Below are 22,214 nucleotides of genomic sequence, written 5' to 3'. Positions count from 1 at the left end.
AAATGCTAAAGCAGTACCTACTTCTTTAGTGTTTTCTATACAATTAGCTCAAAAACAACCTCACTTAATTTAAAAAGAAACTATGGCTTATTTATTTACGTCAGAGTCTGTGAGTGAAGGACATCCAGACAAAGTAGCTGACCAAATTAGTGACGCATTAATTGATAATTTTTTAGCATTTGACCCTGAGTCAAAGGTTGCTTGTGAAACCTTAGTTACTACTGGCCAAGTAATATTAGCAGGTGAAGTAAAATCGAAAACATACTTAGATGTACAACAAATTGCAAGAGAAGTAATTCGTAAAATTGGTTATACTAAAAGCGAGTACATGTTTGAAGCAGATTCTTGCGGTGTTCTTTCTGCGATTCATGAGCAATCTGCAGATATTAATCAAGGTGTTGACAGAGCAACAAAAGAGGAACAGGGAGCTGGAGATCAAGGAATGATGTTTGGTTATGCAACTAATGAAACAGAAGAATACATGCCGTTAGCATTAAAGCTTTCTCATGAAATTCTTCAAGTATTAGCAGAATTAAGAAGAGAAAACAAGGATATTACCTACTTAAGACCTGATGCAAAATCCCAAGTAACATTAGAATACAATAACGATAACAAACCTGTTCGAATTGATGCTATAGTTGTTTCCACACAACATGATGATTTTGCTGATGAACCAACTATGTTAGCAAAGATTAAAAAAGATATTATCGAAATTTTAATCCCTAGAGTGATTGCTAAAAATCCACAATACGCTCATCTTTTCAATGATAGTATTAAATATCATATTAATCCTACTGGAAAATTTGTAATTGGCGGACCTCATGGCGATACTGGTTTAACAGGTAGAAAAATTATTGTAGATACGTATGGCGGAAAAGGAGCTCATGGTGGTGGTGCTTTTTCTGGAAAAGACCCAAGTAAAGTAGACCGATCTGCAGCTTATGCAACGAGACATATTGCTAAGAATTTAGTAGCAGCTGGAGTAGCAGATGAAATTTTAGTACAAGTTTCATATGCTATTGGAGTAGCAGAACCAACTAATATTTATGTAAATACTTACGGAACAAGTAAATTAACTAGTACAGATGGTGAAATAGCTAAAAAAGTAGCTGAAATATTTGACATGAGACCTTACTTTATTGAGCAACGCTTAAAATTAAGAAATCCAATTTACAGTGAAACTGCAGCTTACGGACATATGGGTAGAAAATCAGAAACCGTAACAAAAACTTTTTCAGCTCCAGGAGGCAATGAAAAAACAGTTACTGTGGAATTGTTTACCTGGGAAAAATTAGACTTTGTAGATAAAATTAAGAGTGCATTCGGACTTTAATTTTAATCCTAATAGACAAAAAAGCCTGACATCAATTACTGTCAGGCTTTTTTATAACTAACGCTACTATCTTTATAAATTGTATTTCAAACTTAAGATAATATATCTTGGTTGTACAAAATAACTGGAAAAATTACTAATTCCAGCAATTTGATTAAAACTATTATTATTTAATGATTTTGTATCTAAGATATTGGTTCCTGAAAGTTTATATTCCCATTTACTATCTTTCTTTTGATAAATAAGACTTGCGCTTAAGAAATCATATTCATTGTCTACCGATTTTGATTTGTTTCTGTTATGATTGAATGTATAATCAGATACAAATGAAAAAGCATCTAAAAAATAATATTCCAAACCTATCGTTGGGCTATCTGTATAAAATGTATCGGTAAAATTATCATTAATTGTATACGTATATCCTAAAGACAAATTAGGCAACGTTTTATAATTCGTTGCAAATTTTACATTATAATTTTGCGTAAAAGATTCTGTCGATTCAATGGATGATGTAATTCCATCTTGAGACACACGAATATTATTAAATTTTCCCCAATTCATACTTAAACCTACAGAAGCTTTATAGTATTTTGCAAAAGAACGTCCGTAGTTAAATGCGCCTGAAATGGATTCATCAGCAAAATTAGAAGGCATGTTTACCGAAGTTGAACTTTGAAAAACACCATTTAAAAAAGCTTGACTTTTAATTGCATCTACTTGTTTCGTATAATTTAAAAATCCAAAAATATTTTCGAAGTTAAACATATTGTATTTGAAATAACGCAAACTATGATTTTGTGACAAGGAGTTTTCTAAGTTTCGGTTTCCATTAAACAAACTGTTATAACTAGAGAACACATAGCCTTCCGCGAGTTTTGCAATGTCAGTAAAATTATTTTGTAAAGAAAAATTATAGGTTAATGTTTCCGATTTTTTAATTTGGTATAAAGCATAAACATCTGGTAAAAAACGTGTAAAACTCATGGTATTAGAACTTCCTAACTGATTGTCTTTTGTGTTGTATTGGTGCACACTAAAACCAGGATTAAAAGTAAATTTACCCCTAATGAATTTGTAATGCAATCCTGCAAAAACATCATTAAAGGCATAATTCACTTGATTATTATTTTGAATTTCATTCATGTCGTTTTGCGACCCATCATCCAATATTTGAAAAATATGAGAATTGAAATTTTGATACGAATACGTATTACCAATGGTAAGATTAATATTGCTTTTTGGCGTAACCATATAATAATAATCTCCTTTCACATCCAATTTATTCGTTTTAACAAATCGATTTTGATTAATATTATAAGGAGAAACATCGGGCGTTTGTGGATCAAAATGGATTATTGGAAATGGATTATTTGCCAAAATAGCATTGTAAAAAGGATCTTCCTCTTGATAGAGATGTTGCATTTCAAAAGCAAAAACACTCTTATCATTTAAAGTATAATAGTAATTGAAATTCTGATTTAAAGAAATTGGATTTTGCTTTTTATTGGTATAAATCGCCCCTAGAACATTGGAAATAGAAGATTGATTTTCTTTTTGATCCGAAAACTTCAACAAAGCATCATAATCGATGTGTAATTTATCTGAAGGAACATAACTTGAACTCAATTTCAGCAAGGTTTGTGTCGTAGTTTGACTGGACAAATCTTCCCTTGTTTCATCTTTTAAATCACCTTCATTAGGTCGATCGGTAATCGAAAGATTTCTAGTATCGGTTTTATTTCCCAAAACGATACCAAAACCACTAAATGTTAACGATTTTGTAGGATTGTAACTGAAATTGGCCGCCCCAAATTTAGTATCAATATTTGCTGCTTGATTGTTATTCAAATTTCCAATACCTAAATCATTGGAAGCAATATTAAAATTAGAACCTCCTTTACGCATCATGTTTCGAAAACCACCTGTAAATTTAAAATAATCACGAGTCGTTAAAGGCAATTCTCCAATATTATTAAAATTACTAATCACATTGATGCTAATTTTAGGGTTATAGTAAAATAATTTGGGATTTATCAAATACCGATCTTCTTCATGTCCAACGCCAATTCCAGCAGTAATATCGCCAAACCAAAAATTCTTTTTCCCTTCTTTCAATTTGATATTTAGCGCTACATTTTCTTCATTATTTTCTAAACCACGAAGATTGGCTACTTCATTATAATTACGCAACACCTGAATTTTATCCAATGCATTTGCCGGAATATTTTTAGTAGCAATTTTAGTATCTCCATCAAAGAAATCTTTTCCTTCTACCATTACTTTTTGAACCGATTTTCCTTCCACTGTAATTTGACCTTCAGAATCCACCTCAACACCTGGCAATTTTTTCAAAACATCTTCTAATTTGCGTTCCGTTCCATTAGTAAAGGAATCTGAATTATAAATAATGGTATCTCCTGAAATAGAAACCGGCATCTCATACACCACTTCCACATCTTTCAACTGAACACCTTGTAACATTTTTATGTCAAAAGTGGTGTTTTCTGCAGTGGTTTTTACATTTTGTTCAAAGGATTGAAAACCTATATAACTGGCTTTTATTTGATACGAAGTATTGGCTTTCAGATTCAAAGCATATTTCCCTTTTTCATTGGTAATTGCATAGGCATCCATTGCTTTAGTTTCTGTATTAATTGCCATTACATTGGCCATCTCTAAACCTAAGCCCGTACTATCTTTAACAATTCCCTCAAGCCGGATATTTTGAGCAAAACTAAAAGAGGTAACAAATAATAAAAAAGGAAAAAGAATTTGCTTCATGAGGTTTGTTTTTTTATTTATATACAAGACTAAATTTAATGGCATTTGTTACATTTAAATCGTTAATTTTCATCGTTTAGACCTTTTATTTTTGAAAAGGTTTAATTGATTCTAATTTCAATCACACCATTTTCATTCGTCATACTTTTTAACTTTTTCTCTTGTATTGCATCAAATTCCTTTTGAGTAACCTTTTTTCCATTTTTTGGAACTTTTATTTCGATCTTCTCTTTTGGATTTAAAACAATTTTAGTGCACAAAAAAATAGTATTAAACTCATGTAATTCCAAAATTAAACCAGGTAGTCCCCAATATTTTCCTGGGCCATTTGAAATAGGAATATCTAAAGTATACCAAGCTTCTATAATTTCTTCTTTTGGTTCTTTTAATTCTAACAGATTGGTTTTACCTGCTTCTTTTTTCTTTTTAAATTCATCATATTTTTTTCTGTCTTCTTCACTAACTGGAATACTTAATTCTGCTTTCAAGCATACATAATTCCCAATTTTCTTTTGTTCGTTTGTTAATTTCCAATTCATTTTTTGCAAAGAATCTAGTATTAGAAATTCTTTCCCAAAAATATCGTCTTCTTTTATGTATTGCTTGTTTTTAAAATTTTTATACAGTTTTCCAGTAGTACTACTCCCTATGAAATCCATTTTTACGTTTGGACCCGATGTAGGTTTTGGTGCCGCTAATTTTTTCTCTTCTTCGTATATGGATTCAAAGTTGGTAAAATGTAAGGTAAAGTTTTTTTCAAATGCTTTTTTCATTTTTTCCATCATTTCATCTTTCATTTCAGGTGTTAAGTCATTACTTGTAATATTAAAATCTTTTAATTGCGTTTTGGAGGTATAATACACTACACCTTCAAGGCTTTGTGCCCAATTATTTACTATAAAAAACAAGAATAGTGTTGTAAAAATTGAAGTTTTCATTTTTGCTTATTTAAAATTATAAGACAAACTAAAAACTTCTTATACAAATGATGGGTTAATGTTTGTTAACGTATGTTAACGGTGTAAATTCTTTTGAAATACTTCCTATTTTTGAAACATGAATGTGAATATCAAAAAAATATTTTTATTTATAAGTATTGTTATTTTAAGTACTATATGCCTTCAAGTATATTGGAATTATAAAAATTACATTACCAATAAAAATCGGCTTTTTAATGAAATTCAGATTGCTTATGACAAAGCATTAGAAATTTATTTTACCGAGCAATCAAAAAAAGATGTAATTAGTTTTTTTAGTACGGATAAAGATTTAAAATCAAAAGATTTTATCAATTTGGTTTTAAAAGATTCTCTTTTCAAGAACGAAATTAGGATGAACTCTCCTAAAAGAAAAGAAACAGATAGTCTTTTTTTGGAAAGTTTTAGCGATGACAATGTCAAAATTGATACAAAAATATTTTTTGCAGACACTAAACAAGATTCGTACCCAAAAAACAAATCCATTCGTGTTTTAAAAGGCATGACTGCTCAAAAACAAATTGGTGGTTTAGAACAGTTTCCGAATCGCATAGTAATTAACATGTCAAGTGATACTATTCGATATAAAACCCTAGATTCCATTTTTAAATCCGAATTAGACCGAAAAAAAATTGGACTTAATTATGGTTTTGAGCATCTAAAAAAAGATTCTCTATTTTATTATTTCTCTGCAAATAAAGCGTCATTTTCAGAAAAAATAACACCTAAATCTTCCTTTTTCAAACCAGATGAAACTTTACTATTAGATTTTAAGTATTCCAACATGCAACTTTTGCAACGCATGGGAATTGAACTTGTATTGTCTTTTATTTTTTTATTAGCTGTAATAGGCTGTTTGTTTTTTATGCTTTATATCATTAACAAACAAAAGAAAATGGATGAAATAAAAAACGATTTTATCAACAATATTACCCATGAATTTAAAACGCCGATAACTACAATTACTACTGCTTTAGAGGGTATGAGTAATTTTAACCCCACCAACGATTTAGAAAAAAATAAAAAATACATTTCCATTTCTAAAAGCCAACTTACTAAACTAGAAAGCATGGTAGAGAAGATTTTAGAGACCGCAACTTTACACACTGAAGAATTAAATTTAAATCATGAAGAAATCGATATTAATTCCTTTTTAAAAACCATTACTGAAAAATATAAAACCATCACAACTAAAGAAATTGCTTTTATTGGGTCCGAAAAACCACTTTATGTTTCTGGTGATTCCTTTTATTTGGATAATGTAGTTTCAAATTTGATTGATAATGCAATTAAATATGGTGGAAACACAATAAATATAAAACTTAGAAAAGAGAACAACGACATTATTATTGATGTAGAAGACAATGGTAATAGTATTCCAAAAACTGAAGAAAAATCTATTTTTGAAAAGTTCTACCGAATTCCAACTGGAAATTTACATGATGTAAAAGGGTATGGAATTGGTTTGTATTACTCGAAAGAAATTATACACAAACACAACGGTACATTAGCGTTAATAAGCACTAACCCTACTATCTTTAGAATTACTTTGCCTTATGGAACCTAAACTAAAAATATTGTTAGCAGAAGATGAGTCCTCATTAGGGTTAATCATCAAAGAAAGTTTAGAAAATCGTGATTTTGAAGTTACTTTGTGTGAAAATGGAGAAAGTGCACTAGAAGCGTTTTACAAAAAATCATTTGATGCAATAGTATTGGATATTATGATGCCTAAAATTGATGGCTTTTCAGTGGCAACCGAAATAAGAAAAGTAGACAAAGTAATTCCCATTTTATTTTTAACTTCTAAATCACAAACCCAAGATGTAGTGACAGGCTTTAAAATAGGCTGTAATGATTACATTAGAAAACCCTTTAGTTTGGAAGAATTAATTGTTAGAATCATTGCTTTGTCAGAAAGAAAACTTCATATCGATAAAAAAACAAATTTTCAAATTGGTAAGTATCATTTTAATCCAGACACACAATTATTATCACATCCCAAAGAAACATTTTCATTAACAAATAGAGAAGCCTTACTTTTAGAATTATTATTAAAAAATAAAGGAGAAATAATCGCTAGAGAGACTATTTTAAACATGGTTTGGGAAAATGATGATTTTTTTAGCGGTAGAAGTATGGATGTTTTTATTACGCGATTGAGAAAAAAATTAAACCTCGACCCTACCGTTCAAATTATTAACAGTAGAGGTCGAGGTTATAAATTAATTGGGTAAAATTAGAAACCTCTTCTTCCGCCTGTTCCACCACCTCTTTGACCACCATACATCTCTCTCATTTCTTCCATTTTTTTCTTCACGATTTCATCATATTCCTTTTGAGTAACTTCTTTACCTTTTGTAGGCGCTTTAATTTCTACTTTTTCTTTAGAATTTAATACAATTTTCGAACATAGTAATACTGTTGTACCATCATTAACCTCTAAAATTAATCCAGGCAAACCCCAATATTTATCAGGTCCTTGATTGATTGGAATTTCAGGACAATACCAAGCCGTAATCGTTTTTTCCTTTATCTGTTCGATATCGTCGTTCATGAAATTTGTTTTTTTAGTCCCATTAACAGAATCTTTCTGTTTTTGCTCTTTTTCTTTATTTTCCTCGTTACGCGGACCTCTCATTCTAAAATTTCTAAAATCTGTTGGATCTGTTGCCACTACTGCAGTAGCTTTAAAACAAGTATACTCTCCAATTTTTTTAGTTTCAGACACCATTTGCCATTGGTACTTTGGTAAACTATCTTTAATTAAAAATTCTTTACTAAAAAACTCTTTATCAACCGCATACATCTTCTCCTTTACATTTTTATATTGTGTTCCACCGCCACCCATCATCGACATCATCATACGTCCATTATTATTGGTTCCAGGTGCATCTAATTTTTCTTCTTCCTTATAAATAGACGCCGATTTGTTAAAATTTAAAATAAATGTTTTCTCAAACATTTTTTTCATTCGTTCTTCAATATTTTTTTGCATTTCTGGGGTAATTTCTCGATTTCCACCAAAGTTTTTCATAAGCTCAGCTGTGCTTGTCTTAGACTCATACACTGCAGTACCTTGAAACTCTTGTGCAAAAAAGTTTAGGGAAACGAATAAAGCTAAAAATAAAAGTATTTTTTTCATGTTTTTAGTTTTTATAGCTATAATATAGACTCTCAAATATGGTTTTTGTTACAGTATTTCAGTAAATATAAAGTTAAAATACTATCTTTAGATTCTATTTTTTAAAAAAGGTTTAATTTTCCTTAGATGAAATTGAATTACACATTTTTATTTTTTGTTTTTTTTATTGTAGCATTTGGACAAGAAAAAATTACAACCGTTCCGTTGGATTCTATTCCTAAGGATAATAAAGTGTTTTTTGAAAAGAACAATCAAAACCTTTATTATGTAACCAATAATGTTTTCTACAAAAAAGGAACAGACAAAACAATTAGCTACAATACTATTTCATTAGGAAATTTAACTCATGTTGACTTATACAATCCTTTACAAATTGTTTTATTCTATAAAGACTTCAATACTATTATGTTGGTTGATAGTCAATTAAACGAAACACATAAAATAGAAGGAAACACTTTAGATGAAATTATTAATTTCGATTGTATTGGACTTGCCATTCAAAATCAACTTTGGTTTTATGATTATCTAAATCAAAAGATTGGTTTGTACAATTTCAATACGAATGCTTACAAATATTTATCTATACCTTTAACTCATAAAATAGTAGATTATGCTACCGATTATAATTATTTTTATTGGATAGATGATGAAAATAATGGGTATCGCATCTCTATTTTTGGTAAAATAAATTATTTAGGCAAACTTCCAAATTATGATAGTATACAAATCCTTTCTAATGAAAATTGTATTTTCAAAAGAGAAGAGAAGCTCTATTTTTTGGACATCAAAAAGAACAAAGAGTATGAAATAAATATTTCTAAAAATTCATTTGATAAATTCTATTATAAAAATGGAATTTTATCTATTTTTACCCCAAACAAAGTTATTAATTATAAAATACTTTTACCGTAATGCATATAGCAGTTGCTGGAAATATTGGAGCCGGAAAAACCACTTTAACGAAATTATTAGCGAAACATTTTAAATGGGAAGCACATTTTGAAGATGTTGTTGATAATCCGTATTTAGATGATTTTTACCATCAAATGGAACGTTGGAGTTTTAATTTACAAATTTACTTTTTGAACAGTCGTTTTAGACAAGTATTACAAATTAGAGAATCAGGTAAAACTACCATTCAAGATAGAACAATTTATGAAGATGCGCATATTTTTGCACCTAACCTTCACACTATGGGTTTAATGACAAATAGAGATTACAACAATTACAAATCTTTATTTGATTTAATGGAAGGTTTAGTAGGTTCTCCTGATTTATTGATTTATTTAAGAAGTTCAATCCCAAATTTAGTAAGCCAAATTCACAAAAGAGGTAGAGATTATGAAAACACAATTTCTATCGAATATTTAAGTCGCTTAAATGAACGCTATGAAGCATGGATTGAAACTTATGACAAAGGAAAATTAGTCATTATCGATGTAGACAATATAAATTTTGTTGACAATCCTGAAGATTTAGGAAGTATTATTAACAAAATAGATGCCGAATTAAACGGTTTATTTTAATTTAGAAACCCCTCCAAAAGAGGGGATTTTCGTATCACAACATAACACAAACAAAGATGCCATTAGTTACTCCTTTACACCCTGATCATGATACTGCCACAAAAGAATTAGCCACTTTCTTTAATGAAACTTTAGGTTTTTGTCCTAATTCGGTTTTAACCATGCAACACAGACCTGCAATTTCCAAAGCATTTATCAATTTAAATATGGCTGTAATGGAAAACCAAGGTCGCGTAACTTCTGCTTTAAAAAGAATGATTGCTTGGGTAAGTAGCAATGCAACTGGCTGTCGTTATTGTCAAGCGCATGCCATAAGAGCAGCAGAACGCTACGGTGCAGAACAAGAGCAATTGGATAACATTTGGGAATACAAAACACATCCTGCTTTTTCAGACGCTGAAAGAGCGGCTTTAGACTTTTCTTTAGCAGCTTCTTTAGTTCCAAATACTGTTGATGAAACTATTAAAACTGAATTATACAAGCATTGGAACGAAGGTGAAATAGTAGAAATGCTAGGTGTTATATCACTTTTTGGCTATTTAAATCGTTGGAATGATTCTATGGGAACTACTTTAGAAGAAGGAGCCATTGAAAGTGGCAACCAATATTTGGAAAAAACAGGTTGGGAAGTTGGCAAACACATCTAATTTAGAGTATCAAATAAGCTTTTAACTGAAATTGCTTTTACCAGTTGATTAACTGTTATTGTGTAGACTTCATTAGGCAAAACATCAAAATAATTGTTACTAAAATGTGCGTTTTCATCTGATGACAAATACACATCTTTCGCAACCACATCAGAAGTAATCTCATAAGTTAACGCATCTACTTTTGTAATCTTTATAGTTGGTTTTTGCAACTGTAAGTCTTTGGGTTTAACCCAATAAAAAATAGTATTTATTTTTTTCTGCTTAGTAACAAACAGAAGTTGTACAACCGATTTTTTTCGGTATTTCTTAGGAATATCTTTTTTTGCAAAGGAATATACGATTTGACTGGCATTCGCATTTGAGACAGTAGGTATAGATTTTTCATAAAGAATATTTCCCTTAAAATCTAAGGCTTTCACAATTAAATTACCTGAAACATCTTGCCAATTATCATTTACCAAATACACTTGATATTTTTCTTTAGTTTCTTCAACTGAAAGAAGCAGGTTTTCAAAACTTTGTTTTACCTGATAATGTAAGGCTTTCCAATTTCCAAAATAATCAACAGAACTCCATGATGTAACTGGCCAACAATCATTGAGTTGCCAATAGAGGGTTCCCATACAATTTGGTTTTGCTCTTCTATGCGCTTCTATTGCCGTTTTCACCCCTTTTGCTTGCAACAATTGAGAAACATAACCATAATCATCAAAGGTTTTTGGAATTATATAGTCGCGTTGCATGTATTCTTTTATGGTTTCATAACCCGTGGGATGCTTTTGGTGGCTTTTTATACTTTCGGAATCAAATTCTAACGACTTACCTTTGGTAAAATAATTAAAAGTAGTCATATTTGGCATTCCTTGAAATCCATATTCGCTCATAAAACGACCTACTTTTCTCTCATACATTTCAAAAGGCTCTTTTCCCCACCAAACACCCCAATAATGAGCATCTCCTTGTAGCAAACTTTCCTTTCTTCCCCAACCAATGGAAGGAGAAGATGGCCAATAAATAGCTTTTTTTTCTGGATACAAACTATCCAAAGTGTTTGGAATTAATTCATGAAATACTTTCTGGTAATCCTTCCATATTTGAGTAGAATCTGCTTTAGAGTACTTCAATTGCTTTTGCCAACCCCAATTGTGCCACGCTTCATCTATTTCATTATTGCCACACCAAATAGCTAGAGAGGGATGATTTCGAATTCGAGTTACATTATCGATTACCTCTTGTTTTATGTTTTCTAAAAAATCTTTTCCTCCAGGATACATGGCACATGCAAACATAAAATCTTGCCACACTAGAATTCCATTTTTATCACAAGCATTATAAAAAGTATCACTTGCATAAACACCGCCTCCCCACACACGCAACATATTCATATTTGCTGCCACTGCGTCTTCAATTCGTTTTTGAGAAACACTATCGGTAACTCTTGGCAAAAAACTATCTTCTGGAATATAATTGGCCCCTTTCATAAAAACAGATTTTCCATTCAACTTAAAATAAAAACTTCTACCGATTGCATCTTGTTCTTGAATTAATTCAATGGTACGTAAACCAATATTCATTTCCTGAGATTCTATTTCTTCCAAATCAGCAAACAAACTTATTTTGAAAGCATATAAATTAGGTTCACCTAAACCATTACACCACCACAATTCAGGATTATTTATTTTATATTTTATAGGAATCGTTTGTAAACCCTTTTGCAATTCAACCTTTTTAATTGAGTCATTAACTTTTACTGTAATTACTTGTTTTTTTTCAGAAAACACAGCAACGCTAAACTCTAAATCAGCTTTTTTTGAATCCAATTGAACTTGTTTGTAATTACAGTTTACCAAAATAACTTGGTTCCAAAAATGCAATTTTACATCTTTCCAAATGCCTGCTGTAACCAATCTTGGTCCCCAATCCCAACCATATTGATAGGGTGCTTTTCTAGAATACACTCTTTCATCTGTAGGCAATTGAACAGATTGTTTCTTAGCAATGTTTTGCTCTTCCATTACTGCTGATTTGAAAACCACTTTGAGTGTATTTTCTCCTTCCAATAAATATTTCCTAACGGGAATTTTCCAAATTCGAAACATATTATTGGCTTCCAAAATTAGTTGGTCATTTAAAAAAACGGAAGCATAGGTATCAAGACCATCAAACTGTAAATCGATATTTTTAAAATGGAATTCAGATTTCGAGAGGGTGAAAGACGTTTTATATTCCCAATCTTTTTTTTCAATCCATTGCACTTCTTTTTCGTTGGTTTCCAAGAACGGATCTGCTATTACCTGATTGACTAACAAATCGGTATGCACTGTTCCTGGAACTGTTGCGTTCAACCAATTCGTTTTATCAACTTGTTTAAATTTCCAGTTTTCATTGCATAGTGAGCGTTCGAAATTTTGTCCGATTAATAAAATAGGGAATAAAAAAAGAGCAAAAAACTTATTCATTTAAAATAGATTGTAAGCGTTGAATTTCAATAGGATTGGCAATTTCGGTTTTATCAGTAATTGCAGAAGAATGGTAAAACTTGGCTTTTGTTTGGGCATAAATTTCTTTTACATTTGAAGATCGTAAACCACCACCTGGCATAATCGTTATTCTGTTAGTTGCCTTTTGTACCAATAAAGTTAATTGAGTAACACCTTCGTTAACATTTGAAGCATTTCCAGAAGTTAGAATAGTTTGAAAACCACATGCAATCAGTTCTTCTAATGCTTCGAAAGGATTTGGAACCTCATCAAAAGCTCTATGAAAAGTACATGGTAAAGGTTTTGCCAAAGAAACTAGTGCTTTATTTTGAATCTTATTTACTTTATTTTGAGCCTCTAAAATTCCAAACACAAATCCATCAACTCCAATTTCTTTCAATGTTTTTATTTTCGATTGCATCCATTGAAATTCTGTTTCACTATATACAAAATTACCCCCTCTTGGACGAATCATTACATATATTGGAATGTTGATTTTTACTTTTGCTTTTTGAATCATTTCTAGTGAAGGTGTAATTCCTCCTGTATCCATTTCAACACATAATTCTATGCGATCAGCTCCATTTTTAAAAGCGATTTCAGCTGATTTTAAATTAAAACAAGCAATTTCTAATTGTGGCATTTTACAGATTAATTATTTCAAAAAGTAAGCTGAATCAACTAATTTATTACCAGAAGTATCCTGTACAGCATAATTAAAACCATTTTGTATACAGTAAGCACCGTATTCTCCTTTTTTATTAAGTGCAATAAACCCTACTTGAATGTCTTTTAGGCTTTTATTTCTGTTTTTTGTTAGTTTAACAATTCGTGATACTGCCTCTTCACATGCTTTTTGAGGTGTTTTTCCTTGTCTCATTAATTCGACTACTAAATGACAGCCTACAATTCGAATAACTTCTTCTCCGTGTCCTGTAGCTGTCGCTGCTCCAATTTCATTGTCTACAAATAACCCTGCACCAATAATAGGTGAATCACCTACTCTTCCGTGCATTTTAAAAGCCATTCCGCTAGTAGTACAAGCCCCTGAAAGATTGCCATGACTATCTAGAGCAATCATACCAATTGTATCATGGTTTTCAATATTAACGACAGGTTTATAATCGCTCTTTTTTAACCATTCTTTCCATTCTTTTTCAGAAGCTTCAACTAATAAATTTTCTTTCTGAAACCCTTGAGAAAGGGCAAATTGCAAAGCGCCATCTCCTACTAACATGACATGAGGTGTTTTCTCCATAACCGCTCTAGCAACTGATACAGGATGCTTAATATGTTCCAATGCAGCTACAGAACCAATATTTGAAAATTCGTCCATAATACATGAGTCTAAGGTTACTTTTCCGTCTCGATCGGGTCTGCCACCAAAACCAACACTTCTTTCATTCGGATCTCCTTCAGGGATTTTAACTCCAGCTTCAACTGCATCTAAAGCTCTCCCCTTGTTACTTAGAATTTTCCAAGCCTCTTCATTCGCTTGAATTCCGAAATTCCAAGTGGACAATACAATAGGTTTATTTATTATACTATTTATTTTATTACTATTTTCTTCAATCGTTTTAAACGACTGGAACGCTAAACCAACAGAAGCTGCTGCTGTTGTTTTTAAAAAATCTCTTCTGTTTTTCATATTAATTTAAATCAATTAATAATATATTATCTGTTATAAATGTATTGAAACAAATACTAGAAACAAAAAATCTCTTTTAAAATAGATTAAAAGAGATTTTCATTTGATTTATTTTAATTTTTTATTTCAACATTTTAATTTGCTCTGTTACTTCTGCATCAGTACCTTCAAAAGTTTTTTCAGTAACTTTTTCTTCTCCATCATGCATTTCTATAATTTTTACAACTGCTTTAACAGTACCATTATCAGCAACTGTTTTTTCAATTTGCACTTCTTTACGAATTTCTGAATGTGCATGATCGTCATGATTTAAACTATGAACTACTTCACCTAGTAACATTTTACAATTTGGGTTCACACAACCTTTTTCGATGCATTCAGCCTCACTCATCGAAGCACATTCCACCATTGCACCATGTTTATGACAACACGCTCCCATAGCCATTTCAGATGTAGCAGAATGCCCACCTAAAATTGGAGCAATAACCAAACCTATCAAACACGTTAATTTTATTAAAATATTCATCGAAGGTCCTGATGTATCTTTGAAAGGATCTCCCACTGTATCACCAGTTACTGCTGCTTTATGAGCATCTGAACCTTTATAAGTCATTTCTCCATTAATTTCAACACCTGCTTCAAAAGATTTTTTTGCATTATCCCAAGCACCACCAGCGTTATTTTGAAAAACAGCCCAAAGCACGCCTGAAACGGTAACTCCAGCCATATAACCCCCTAACATTTCTGCTACTAATTGATTATTGTCTTGATATACTAACATTCCTAATAGTACAATTGCAATAGGGAAACCAATAGTTAAAATACCTGGCAACATCATTTCGCGTAAAGCCGCTTTTGTAGAGATTTCCACACACTTACCATATTCTGGTTTTCCAGTTCCTTCCATGATACCTGGAATTTCTTTGAATTGACGACGTACTTCGTAAACCATATCCATAGCAGCTTTACCCACAGAATTCATCGCTAAAGCTGAGAAAACTACAGGAATCATTCCGCCTACAAATAACATGGCTAATACAGGAGCTTTGAAGATATTAATTCCATCTATCCCTGTAAAAGTAACATAAGCAGCAAATAAAGCCAATGAAGTTAATGCTGCAGAAGCAATTGCAAAACCTTTTCCAGTTGCAGCAGTAGTATTACCTACTGAATCTAAAATATCAGTTCTAGTACGCACTTCTTTTGGCAACTCACTCATCTCAGCAATTCCACCTGCATTATCAGCAATAGGTCCGAATGCATCAATAGCTAACTGCATAGCAGTTGTTGCCATCATTGCAGAAGCTGCTAAAGCAACACCATAAAAACCTGCTAAAGCATAAGATGCCCAAATAGCGCCACCAAATAATAATACTGTTGGGAAAGTAGAAATCATACCGGTTGCCAAACCTGCAATTACGTTGGTTCCTGCCCCCGTTGAAGATTTTTGAACTATCGCTAAGACGGGTTTCGTACCCAATCCTGTATAATATTCAGTAACTGATGAAATAGCTCCACCTACAAACAAACCAACAATTGTAGCGTAGAAAACACGCATAGATGAAATTTCTTTTAAGCCTTCCCCATAAAAATTTAATTTCATGGTTTCTGGCAACATATATTGTACTAAGAAATAACAAGAAACTAATGTTAATCCAATAGAAACCCAGTTACCAATATTTAAAGCTCCTTGAACTTGTTTTTCTTTAGCATCATCAGAAGCAATTTTTACTAACATAGTTCCAATGATAGAGAATAAAATTCCAAAACCAGCAATTGCCATTGGTAATAAAATAGGTCCAATCCCTCCAAAAGCATCTTGGATGGCACCCCCCATATCTTTGATAACATAATTACCTAATACCATAGCTGCTAGTACCGTTGCTACATAAGAACCAAACAAATCCGCTCCCATACCTGCTACGTCACCTACATTATCACCCACATTATCAGCAATTGTAGCAGGATTACGAGGATCGTCTTCTGGAATTCCTGCTTCAACTTTACCTACTAAATCCGCACCTACATCAGCCGCTTTAGTGTAGATTCCGCCACCTACACGTGCAAAAAGAGCAATGGATTCTGCTCCAAGAGAAAAGCCTGCTAAGGTTTCTAAAACGATAGTCATCAATTCAGTTGGAGATTTTTGAACCCCATCAAACATGGTTGATTCCCAAACTCCATTCATAAAAACTTGAAATAAAATAATAAAAAACACCGTTAAACCTAAAACGGCTAATCCTGCAACACCAAGACCCATAACAGTTCCACCGCCAAAAGACACTTTTAACGCTTGAGGTAAACTGGTTCTTGCAGCTTGAGTGGTTCTAACATTCGTTTTGGTAGCAATCTTCATCCCCATATTTCCTGCTAATGCAGAAAAAATAGCTCCAAAGATGAAAGCTACTACAATAAGTATATGTGTTGTTGGCACTATAAATGAAATTGCCGCTAGAGCAATACTGGCTCCAATAACAAAAAAAGTTAACAATTTATATTCTGCTTTTAAGAAAGCCAAAGCTCCCTCATATATGTAGTCGGAGATTTCTTTCATTTTACCATCGCCAGCATCTTGTTTTAAAACCCAGGCTCTTTTATAAAACATAAAAGCTAAACCTAATAATGCCATGATTACAGGCACGTAAATCATTATTGAATTCATACAGTTTTTTTGGTTGTTTTAGTTAAACTTATTTTAAGGTTTTTAACAAAAATAAACAAAAAAGGCAATATTCCTAATGAATATTGCCTTTTTTACATGGATTATCACAATTTATTTAATACTAAATAATCCTTCTGGTTTATTTTCTAATTCGTTGAAACGGTTGGTACATTTTACTAAAATCTCTTTTGCTTCATTTACGTCTCCCCAACCTTCTACATCTACTTTTTTATTTTCTAAGTCTTTGTAAACTTGGAAAAAATGTTCGATTTCTTTAATTAAGTGCGGATTTACATCACTTAAATCATTTAATTTATTCCAAATTGGATCAGAAACGGGTACACAAATTACTTTTTCATCTGGACCTTTATCATCAGCCATATGGAATACTCCAATAGGTTTTACTTCCATGACACAACCTGGAAAAGTAGGTTCGTTTACTAAAACTAAAACGTCTAACGGGTCTCCATCTAAAGCTAACGTTTCTGGAATAAATCCGTAATCTGCAGGATACATCATAGAAGAAAATAACATTCTATCAAAACGCATTCTTTTTAAATCGAAATCATATTCGTATTTGTTTCTACTTCCTCTTGGAATTTCTATCAATACATCAAATGTTGTAACTTTATCTGCTGTCATTTTTTTTATTTTTAAAGCGGGTGCAAATGTAATCATTCTAGATTTTTTTAAAGAATGAATTCCCAATTTATTTTGTAACTAAAGGTAAAATAATTGTTATTTAACAATTTAATAAACCAAAGGTGCTCTATTGCGCTTTTTTAAGTAATAATGCCAGAAAAAATAAGTCGCTAAAGAAGCTTGCGGTTCCCATTTTTTGGCTAAGGATAGCATTTCTTCTTTAGTTGTTACTGGATACAATTCTTTAAGCGTATTTTGCAAAGCGATATCTCCTATAGGAAATACATTTTCCTTTTGAAGACAGAACATCATATACACTTCAGCGGTCCAGTTCCCAATTCCTTTTACGGCTGTTAATTCCTTTTTAATTTGTGCTTCTTCTTTTTGGGAAAGGGTTTCTAAATCCAAGGTTTTTTCCACAACGGCAGTTGCCAATGCTTTGAGATAATTGGCTTTTTGTTTGGACAAACCATTATTTCTCAAATCAATTTCCGAAGCCTTAAGAATGGTTGTTGGTGTTACTGTTCCTAAGAAAGATTCCAATTTTACAAAACATGCTTTAGCAGAAGCTAAGGATACCTGTTGCTCAATAATTAACTTACAAAGCGACACAAAACCTTCTGGTCTCGCACCAATATAAGGCTCTCCATACAAATTTAGGATTTCCTGAAAAACAGCGTCTTTTTGGAGTAAAAAAGGAATGTCTTTTTTCATGCTATTTTTGTTTGTGTTAGCGGTTGCAACGGCATCCTTTTTTGTTTGCTACAAACAAAAAAGATAGAGTGAAAGACGCGACCTGAAAGGGAACACCTAAAAAATGCTTAAAAATAGAATCCGAAAGAAGCTTTTACGGTGAATTTATTCGCATCAGGAATCGTTAAATAACTTCCCCTCCAAGCAAAATCGATTCGCAACACTTTAAAGATATTCCCAATTCCAGCGTTGTATTCCCAATACACATCTTCTGGAGCTCTATATAGTAAACCCGATGCATTAATGAGTCGGTTTTGTTCTGAAACAGTACCATAAACCCCTTTGATACCAACAATTTCCCTCCAATTTAATTTTCTTAACAAAGGCACTCTTGAAAACAATCTACCATTAAAATGATGTTCAAAATGTAAAGAAGCATATTCATCGGCCACAAAATCGTAATAATTCAACAGATTATACGTGTTATCGATAATAAAATAGGATTGGTTTCCAGGGATGACCCCCATTAAACCCAATGGGATCTGACCATAGGTTTTTCCTAACTCTATCGTAGTAAACAATCTTCCAAAACCACCAATTAAAACAGGCTGACGGTAATATAATTGCACTTTTTGATAATCAAAATCGCTATTCATAACCCCTTTTAAACCCTGACTATAGCTAATAAAAACCCTTGGAAAATTATTATCTACTAGTAAACGTTCCACACCATAACCTACTGTTCTTCTTTTTGGAGTAAACTCGGCTACCAGATTAATTTCCGACTGTTTGACCATGCTTTCTGTAGTAGTTCTAGAGGCATCTGTATAATAATTCAAGCTAAATTCGTTAGAGGCAGATTCCAATGTTCTATAGGAAAAATTAGCTTGGAAAGTTAAGTTTTTAGCTGGTTCAATTTCAAAACCTAAAGTGGTTAAATTTACTGAAGTTAATTTATTATTCGTTCCGCTAGAAAATAAGGAAGAGGAAGCGAAACTTCTTCCCAACACATCATTTGAAGTGGTTAAACTGACTCCTATTTGTTCTACATCTCTTCTATTTCCAGCAGATAAGATAATTCTTGTTTTTTTATCGACCATCCATTTTCCAGAGATACCGTATTTTACTTTATCATCTTTGAAACCGTAAGCCAAATAACCTTGAATTCTCCATAAATCATTACTTCCAAAATAGGTTCTACCACCTACACGAGTTCGCACTCCTTCTACATCATTGTATCCAAAAGTAGAGAAAATAGGTCCGTAATCCATTTTCCATTTTGGAATTTCAATATAACCACTTCCTAAGATAGAAGCTAAATTGTAAATTCTTTTAAATCGAGGCACTTCTTTTAAAGTATCTAACATGGTATAGATTCCCGCTTCGTTTTTATTCAGTTCTTCGAAGCGATTGGCTTCCCAATATTCTTTAGGGCGATTGAAGACTTCATTATTGTAATAATTAACTTCTTCTTTATAGAATTTATCGTCTTTTTTGATATCAAATTGATGATTTTTAGCAAGAGTTGTTCTTTTGCCGTAGACTCCTTTAGATTCTTCTTTTTTAGAAAAACTAAAATCAGACATCATGTAATCTCTTTTCAATAGGAAAACAGAATCGTTTAATACATCGTACTCTTGCTCAATATAAATTTCTTTTACCCAGTTAATATTGGCACTTTTACTTGCTTCTAGATTTATCTTTTTGATAGCAAATGTGGTATCGTTCACCCAAAAATCACCTTTAAAGGTAAGTTCGTTTTTTCGTCTTGGATAATAAACAATATTATAACACCATTTATTATCGATAAACATACTATCATTTAGAACATAATTATACACATTGATTCCTGTACGAGATAAAGGACTTACAAAATCTTTATCGAAGAATTTTAAATAATTATCATAAATATCGTAGTCGGCATACAAATCTTTAATAAAGGTATTCACTCCATCACCAGAACTAAAACCTGAATTTTTATTCGCTTCAATAATTTCTTTGTATTTTTTGGAATCATTATCGCCGTATACTTTGCTCAACGTTTCATTGATAAAAATAGGCAAAAATGTTTTCCCAGAAATATTAGAGGTATCTATTTGTTCAAATACAAACTCCATCCCTTTGAACATCTTACTTGCCATAAAAGCAGAATCAATGGTGTTTAAATCGAATTCTACTTTTTCATATTTATCATATTCATATTGATTGAACATTTTGAGACCATTCTTTCGTCTTCGTTCCCAAATTTTCCTCAAAATATCTAAAGCAGGATTGTCTTTTTTAGAAGTTTTACCTGAATACACCACAATTTCCTTCAATTGCGTTCCTTCTTTTAAAACAATTGTAAGTCCAGTATTCAACCCTGGTTTTAAAGGAATTTCTTTTTTCTCAAAACCGATAAAAGAAATTTGTAAGGTGCTATAATTTTGTTTGGATTCAAAATAAAAACTACCGTTTTCATCTGTAATAACTCCTTCTTTTGAATTTTTAAAAATAACATTTGCAAATGGAATGGGTTCACCAAACTCATCTACTACTTTACCTCCAACTTTGGTTTGGGCTACACCAAAAACAGAAAATAAAAGAAACAGAAAAAATATCTTTTGTAAGCGCATATCTTTAAATTCAAAAAAAGAAAAAACTCCATCAATTACTTGATGAAGTTTCAAATATAATAAGTTTTTATTTACTTGTAAGCAACTTTTTTAACTGCTTTGATTAGATCATCAGCGTTTGGCAACCATTCTTTTAATAAAGCTGGTGAATATGGAGCTGGAGTATCGGCAGTTGTAATTCTTTGAATTGGCGCATCTAAATAATCAAATGCTTTTTCTTGAACCATATAGGTAATTTCAGAAGCAACACTTCCAAACGGCCAAGCTTCTTCTAAAATCACCAATCGGTTCGTTTTTTTAACCGAGTTTAAAACCGTGTCATAATCTAAAGGACGAACGGTTCTTAAATCTATAATTTCACATGAAATTCCTTCTTTTTCTAAAGCATCAGCAGCAATGAAAGCTTCTTTTAAAATTTTACCAAAAGAAACTATTGTTACATCTTTACCTTCTCTTTTCACATCTGCAACACCTAATGGCAAGGTGTATTCACCTTCTGGCACTTCACCTTTATCTCCATACATTTGTTCCGATTCCATAAAAATAACCGGATCGTTATCACGAATCGCAGATTTTAAAAGACCCTTTGCATCATATACATTAGAAGGAACCACCACTTTAAGTCCTGGACAATTGGCATACCAATTTTCAAAGGCTTGTGAATGCGTAGCAGCTAATTGACCCGCAGAAGCTGTTGGCCCTCTAAAAACAATAGGAATATTAAATTGACCACCAGACATTTGTCTCATTTTCGCAGCATTATTGATAATTTGATCAATACCAACTAGTGAAAAGTTAAAAGTCATAAATTCTACAATAGGACGATTTCCATTCATTGCAGAACCTACTGCAATACCAGCAAATCCCAACTCAGCAATTGGTGCATCAATAACTCTTTTGGGCCCAAATTCATCAAGCATTCCTTTAGATGCCTTATAAGCACCGTTATATTCCGCTACTTCTTCACCTATTAAATATATAGATTCATCATGACGCATTTCTTCGCTCATTGCCTCACAAATAGCTTCTCTAAATTGAATTGTCTTCATTATATGGATGTTA

General features: G+C 31.9%; 17 protein-coding genes. 6 read left to right on the top strand and 11 right to left on the bottom strand.

Annotated elements, in window-relative coordinates:
* The first annotated feature begins 82 nt into the window (after nt 1-82).
* Entirely contained in the window at nt 83-1,333 is a 1,251-nt protein-coding gene (gene metK, locus FHG05_RS07765) for a methionine adenosyltransferase (RefSeq protein WP_140997448.1), read from the top strand.
* A gap of 72 nt (nt 1,334-1,405) precedes the next feature.
* Here metK and FHG05_RS07760 read toward each other — a convergent pair whose 3' ends face one another.
* Nucleotides 1,406-4,114, bottom strand: a complete 2,709-nt coding sequence (locus FHG05_RS07760) for a TonB-dependent receptor (RefSeq protein ID WP_140997447.1) — start codon at nt 4,112-4,114, stop codon at nt 1,406-1,408.
* A gap of 101 nt (nt 4,115-4,215) precedes the next feature.
* Complete coding sequence (locus FHG05_RS07755; RefSeq protein ID WP_140997446.1) at nt 4,216-5,052, bottom strand: GLPGLI family protein; 837 nt, start codon at nt 5,050-5,052, stop codon at nt 4,216-4,218.
* 118 nt (nt 5,053-5,170) lie between these two features.
* Between FHG05_RS07755 and FHG05_RS07750 the strand changes: the two genes are divergently transcribed.
* Nucleotides 5,171-6,658, top strand: coding sequence for a sensor histidine kinase (locus FHG05_RS07750; protein WP_140997445.1), 1,488 nt, complete (start codon nt 5,171-5,173; stop codon nt 6,656-6,658).
* Nucleotides 6,648-7,328: a response regulator transcription factor gene (locus tag FHG05_RS07745; protein ID WP_140997444.1), complete on the top strand. Its 681-nt coding sequence runs from the start codon at nt 6,648-6,650 to the stop codon at nt 7,326-7,328. The genes FHG05_RS07750 and FHG05_RS07745 overlap by 11 nt, the downstream gene beginning before the upstream one ends.
* 2 nt (nt 7,329-7,330) lie before the next feature.
* Here FHG05_RS07745 and FHG05_RS07740 read toward each other — a convergent pair whose 3' ends face one another.
* The gene (locus FHG05_RS07740) at nt 7,331-8,236 is read right to left on the bottom strand and encodes a GLPGLI family protein (RefSeq protein ID WP_140997443.1); all 906 of its coding nucleotides are present in this window, start codon (nt 8,234-8,236) and stop codon (nt 7,331-7,333) included.
* A 126-nt stretch (nt 8,237-8,362) separates the two neighbouring features.
* Between FHG05_RS07740 and FHG05_RS07735 the strand changes: the two genes are divergently transcribed.
* The 3 genes from FHG05_RS07735 to FHG05_RS07725 are packed head-to-tail and all read left to right on the top strand — an operon-like array spanning nt 8,363 to nt 10,409.
* Nucleotides 8,363-9,148 carry a hypothetical protein gene (locus FHG05_RS07735; protein WP_140997442.1) on the top strand — a complete coding sequence of 262 codons (786 nt, stop codon included), beginning with the start codon at nt 8,363-8,365 and terminating at the stop codon, nt 9,146-9,148.
* Nucleotides 9,148-9,762 (top strand): deoxynucleoside kinase, encoded by a 615-nt coding sequence (locus FHG05_RS07730; protein WP_140997441.1) that lies wholly within the window; start codon nt 9,148-9,150, stop codon nt 9,760-9,762. Before FHG05_RS07735 ends, FHG05_RS07730 begins: the two co-directional genes overlap by 1 nt.
* Before the next feature lie 56 nt (nt 9,763-9,818).
* Nucleotides 9,819-10,409 (top strand): carboxymuconolactone decarboxylase family protein, encoded by a 591-nt coding sequence (locus tag FHG05_RS07725; RefSeq protein WP_140997440.1) that lies wholly within the window; start codon nt 9,819-9,821, stop codon nt 10,407-10,409.
* On the opposite strand, the gene FHG05_RS07720 is transcribed toward FHG05_RS07725, so the two are convergent.
* From FHG05_RS07720 to FHG05_RS07685, 8 genes are all read right to left on the bottom strand, one after another.
* Nucleotides 10,406-12,871 carry a beta-mannosidase gene (locus tag FHG05_RS07720; RefSeq protein WP_140997439.1) on the bottom strand — a complete coding sequence of 822 codons (2,466 nt, stop codon included), beginning with the start codon at nt 12,869-12,871 and terminating at the stop codon, nt 10,406-10,408. The two genes, FHG05_RS07725 and FHG05_RS07720, sit on opposite strands and share 4 nt — an antisense overlap.
* Nucleotides 12,864-13,535: a copper homeostasis protein CutC gene (locus FHG05_RS07715; RefSeq protein ID WP_140997438.1), complete on the bottom strand. Its 672-nt coding sequence runs from the start codon at nt 13,533-13,535 to the stop codon at nt 12,864-12,866. Before FHG05_RS07715 ends, FHG05_RS07720 begins: the two co-directional genes overlap by 8 nt.
* Before the next feature lie 12 nt (nt 13,536-13,547).
* Complete coding sequence (locus FHG05_RS07710; protein ID WP_140997437.1) at nt 13,548-14,540, bottom strand: isoaspartyl peptidase/L-asparaginase family protein; 993 nt, start codon at nt 14,538-14,540, stop codon at nt 13,548-13,550.
* A 121-nt stretch (nt 14,541-14,661) separates the two neighbouring features.
* On the bottom strand, nt 14,662-17,202 hold the full coding sequence (locus FHG05_RS07705) for a sodium-translocating pyrophosphatase (protein ID WP_140997436.1): 2,541 nt from the start codon (nt 17,200-17,202) through the stop codon (nt 14,662-14,664).
* 111 nt (nt 17,203-17,313) lie between these two features.
* A complete protein-coding gene (locus FHG05_RS07700) occupies nt 17,314-17,844 on the bottom strand; it encodes an inorganic diphosphatase (RefSeq protein ID WP_140997505.1) in 531 nt (176 codons plus the stop codon).
* A 108-nt stretch (nt 17,845-17,952) separates the two neighbouring features.
* Nucleotides 17,953-18,558, bottom strand: a complete 606-nt coding sequence (locus FHG05_RS07695) for a DNA-3-methyladenine glycosylase family protein (protein WP_140997435.1) — start codon at nt 18,556-18,558, stop codon at nt 17,953-17,955.
* Nucleotides 18,559-18,665: 107 nt separating this feature from the next.
* Nucleotides 18,666-21,152: a DUF5686 and carboxypeptidase-like regulatory domain-containing protein gene (locus tag FHG05_RS07690; protein ID WP_140997504.1), complete on the bottom strand. Its 2,487-nt coding sequence runs from the start codon at nt 21,150-21,152 to the stop codon at nt 18,666-18,668.
* A gap of 71 nt (nt 21,153-21,223) precedes the next feature.
* Complete coding sequence (locus tag FHG05_RS07685; protein WP_140997434.1) at nt 21,224-22,201, bottom strand: pyruvate dehydrogenase complex E1 component subunit beta; 978 nt, start codon at nt 22,199-22,201, stop codon at nt 21,224-21,226.
* Nucleotides 22,202-22,214: the final 13 nt, after the last annotated feature.

Source organism: Flavobacterium profundi (assembly GCF_006491645.1).
Lineage (GTDB): Bacteria > Bacteroidota > Bacteroidia > Flavobacteriales > Flavobacteriaceae > Flavobacterium > Flavobacterium profundi.
This window is presented reverse-complemented; position numbering and strand designations above follow the sequence as displayed.